The organism is Streptomyces sp. AcH 505, from assembly GCF_000818175.1.
In the GTDB taxonomy this organism is placed as follows: domain Bacteria; phylum Actinomycetota; class Actinomycetes; order Streptomycetales; family Streptomycetaceae; genus Streptomyces.
Genome location: NZ_JTIY01000001.1, coordinates 6,621,259 through 6,623,946 on the forward strand (window position 1 = coordinate 6,621,259; position 2,688 = coordinate 6,623,946).

Annotated in this window: 2 protein-coding genes and 1 pseudogene; all 3 read right to left on the reverse strand. The window is 74.0% G+C overall.

The window, feature by feature from the left end:
• On the reverse strand, positions 1–1,173 hold a 1,173-nt coding region (locus tag HY68_RS29025), incomplete at its 3' end, for a GAF domain-containing protein (RefSeq protein ID WP_041997500.1).
• Between the two features lie 66 nt (positions 1,174–1,239).
• Positions 1,240–2,256: an acetamidase/formamidase family protein gene (locus HY68_RS29030; protein WP_041994401.1), complete on the reverse strand. Its 1,017-nt coding sequence runs from the start codon at positions 2,254–2,256 to the stop codon at positions 1,240–1,242.
• Positions 2,249–2,688: pseudogene (locus HY68_RS29035) on the reverse strand (hypothetical protein); the annotation flags it as partial. The pseudogene HY68_RS29035 and the gene HY68_RS29030, both read right to left, overlap by 8 nt.

A 2,688-nucleotide genomic window follows, 5' to 3' on the forward strand; every position in this document is an offset into this window, starting at 1 on the left:
CCCCTGCCACACCGGCAGGTCCTCCTCGCCCCAGGGGCTGTACGCCCAGTCCGCCAGCAGCCCGGGATCCCCGCGCGCGATCAGCGCGGCCCGGAGCTGGTCCGCGAGCCGGCGGCGCAGCCGTACCACCGTCGGCGCCTGCGAGCCGGGCAGCAGCGGCCCCGCGTACGCGCTCATCGCCGCGGTCACGGCGCCGGACGCCAGCAGCCGGGCCACGGCCGCGAAGTCGCTTTCGACGGGCGCCGTCAGCCGGTACGGGCGGGAGCGCAGCAGCCCGGGACCGAGCAGGGCGCGCAGCCGGGACAACTCGGCCCGCAGTGTGACCGGCGTGACCGACTCGTCCTCGTACAGCTCCACCAGCAGCTCGTCCCCGGCGACACCGTCGGGCCTGCGCGCGAGCAAGGTCAGGATCTCGCTGTGCCGGCGGCTCAGCCGCAGTTTGACGCCCGAGGCCATCAGCAGCGCCTCGTCCCTGCCGAGCGCCGACAACTGGACGCACCCGGTCGCGGGGGCGGGCGCGAGCAGGGCGAGCTGGGACTCGGCGGCCCGTGCGACCGCGCCGACGAACGCGAGACTGTGCGGATGGGCCAGCCGGTCGCCGCCGGTGATGTCGACGGCGCCCAGCAGCCGTCCGGTGTGCGGGTCGTGTACGGGCGCCGCGGCGCAGGTCCAGCGGTGCACGGGCCGCAGGAAGTGCTCGGAGGCGAAGACCTGTACGGGCCGGTCGACGGCGATCGCGGTCCCCGGCGCGTTGGTGCCCGCCGCCGTCTCCGCCCAGCGGGCCCCCGGCACGAAGTTCATCCGCCCCGCCTGCCGCCGGGTCGCCGCGTGTCCTTCGACCCACAGCAGGCGGCCGTACGCGTCGCACACGGCGATGAGGTGTTCGCCGTCCATGGCGTAGGCGCCCATCAGCTCGCGGAACAGCGGCATCACCCGGGCCAGCGGATGGGCGTCGCGGTACGCGGCCAGCTCGTCGTCGGACAGCTCCACCCGCGCCGTGCCCTCGGGGCTGACGTGCGCGCGGGTCGAGCGCTGCCAGGAGTCGGCGACCACGGTCCGTACGGGCCCCTCGACGCGGCCGGCGGTCGCGAAGGACTCGTACGCCCTGCCCAGCGCCCCGCGCCGCCGCGCCGGATCGGCTCCCGCCTCCAACGCCACCCATGTGTCGGTCAACTCGGCCTCCCCGGCCACGCGCCACCTGGGCCCATCGTCACCCCGGGGACGAACTGGGGCAAGGGTTCACGCGCCGCCGAGCACCGTCGCCGTCTCCCGCAGGTGCCGGTGCAGACCGCGATGCGGCTCCCCTGCGGGCAGCCATTCCTTGCGGATCTTCGCCACACAGGTGTAGTTGGTGTCGCAGACATTGGCGATCGGCGCCTCGCCGACCTGCGAGAGCAGCTGGTACGCGTCCAGTTCGGACAGCCCGTAGTCGCGCACCAGCCATTGGATCAGGTCCAGTTGGGAGACCCGGAACGCGTCCTCCAGCGGGCGGGCGGAACCCGTCGACATGATGTGCGTGTCCGACTCGATGCGCGGCCAAGGGGTCGTGACGCCCTTGAGGAGTTCCACGATCACCACGGAGTTCATGGCGCACTCCACGGCGACCCCGCAGGTCTCGCCCTCGCCCTGGCGGGCATGGCCGTCGCCGAGGCTCAGCATCGCGCCCTCCACGTTGACCCCGAGGTAACACGTCACCCCCGCGCGCATCTCAGGGGTGTCCATGTTGCCGCCGTGCGCGTCGGGGACCAGCGCCGAGCGCACCTCCAGATTGGCCGGCGCCACGCCGACCGTGCCGTGCATCGGGTCCATCGGCAGTTCGATCTCGATGTCGCTGTCGCGCGCGCTGAACAGGCACGTGCCACGCGCCCGGTCGAGCTGCCACATCCAGACCACCTCGGGCAGCGGCGGCTGGAGCGTCGCCGTCGTATGGGTCGAGGTGAGCGCGCCGAACAGCGGGACGGTCGTGGACGCGGCCCAGTCGCGGGCCGGCTGGATCGAGACGAAGTGCACGGCCAGGGTGTCGCCCGGCTCCGCGCCCTCCACATGGAAGGGACCGGTCTGCGGATTGAGGAAGGGGAACTCGCACACCTCGGACACCAGATCGTTCACCGACCGCACCCGGCCGGCGAAGCAGTCCTCGGTGAACAGGTCGAGGACCGTGCCGGGGGTGATGCGCGCGACGGGTGCGACGCCGCCGAACGTCCAGGCGTAGTCGCCCTTCTCGGGACGCACGGTCAGGATCCTCGGGTCACTCATCGGTGTGCCGCTCCTGTCTCACGGGTGTGCCGCCGCCGGTTCCGCGTGGCGCGCTCACCGTACGGTGAGGTGACGGGGCGGGGAAGTCCGCCGGGAGCGCCAGCGCCGCCGCCGGATCGTGTTCCGCGGGGCCTGCCGGGGCCCACCGGCCACGCTCCTTGCGGTACGGCCACCACCGCCCGTCCTGGGCGAGGCGCAGCTGCACCTCGATCCCGGTGCCGGTCACGGTCCAGCGGCCGGCCTGTGCGGGGCGCAGCGCCGGACGCTCGCCGTCCTCCCAGGCCGATTCGAGAACCGCACGGGCCCGCGCCAAGGCCTCCGGGCTCGGCGTCCACGTGCCGTCGAGCACCGCGAGCGCGGGCGCGCCGCCGAGGCGCCAGGCTCGTACCGCCAGGTCGAGATCGGCCGGTGAGCGGCCGGCGGCCGTCGCGA

Bases quoted from the DNA above. Each gene is read 5' to 3' on its own strand.
- HY68_RS29030 (WP_041994401.1), bottom strand. From the start codon at position 2,256: ATGAGTGACCCGAGGATCCTGACCGTGCGTCCCGAGAAGGGCGACTAC.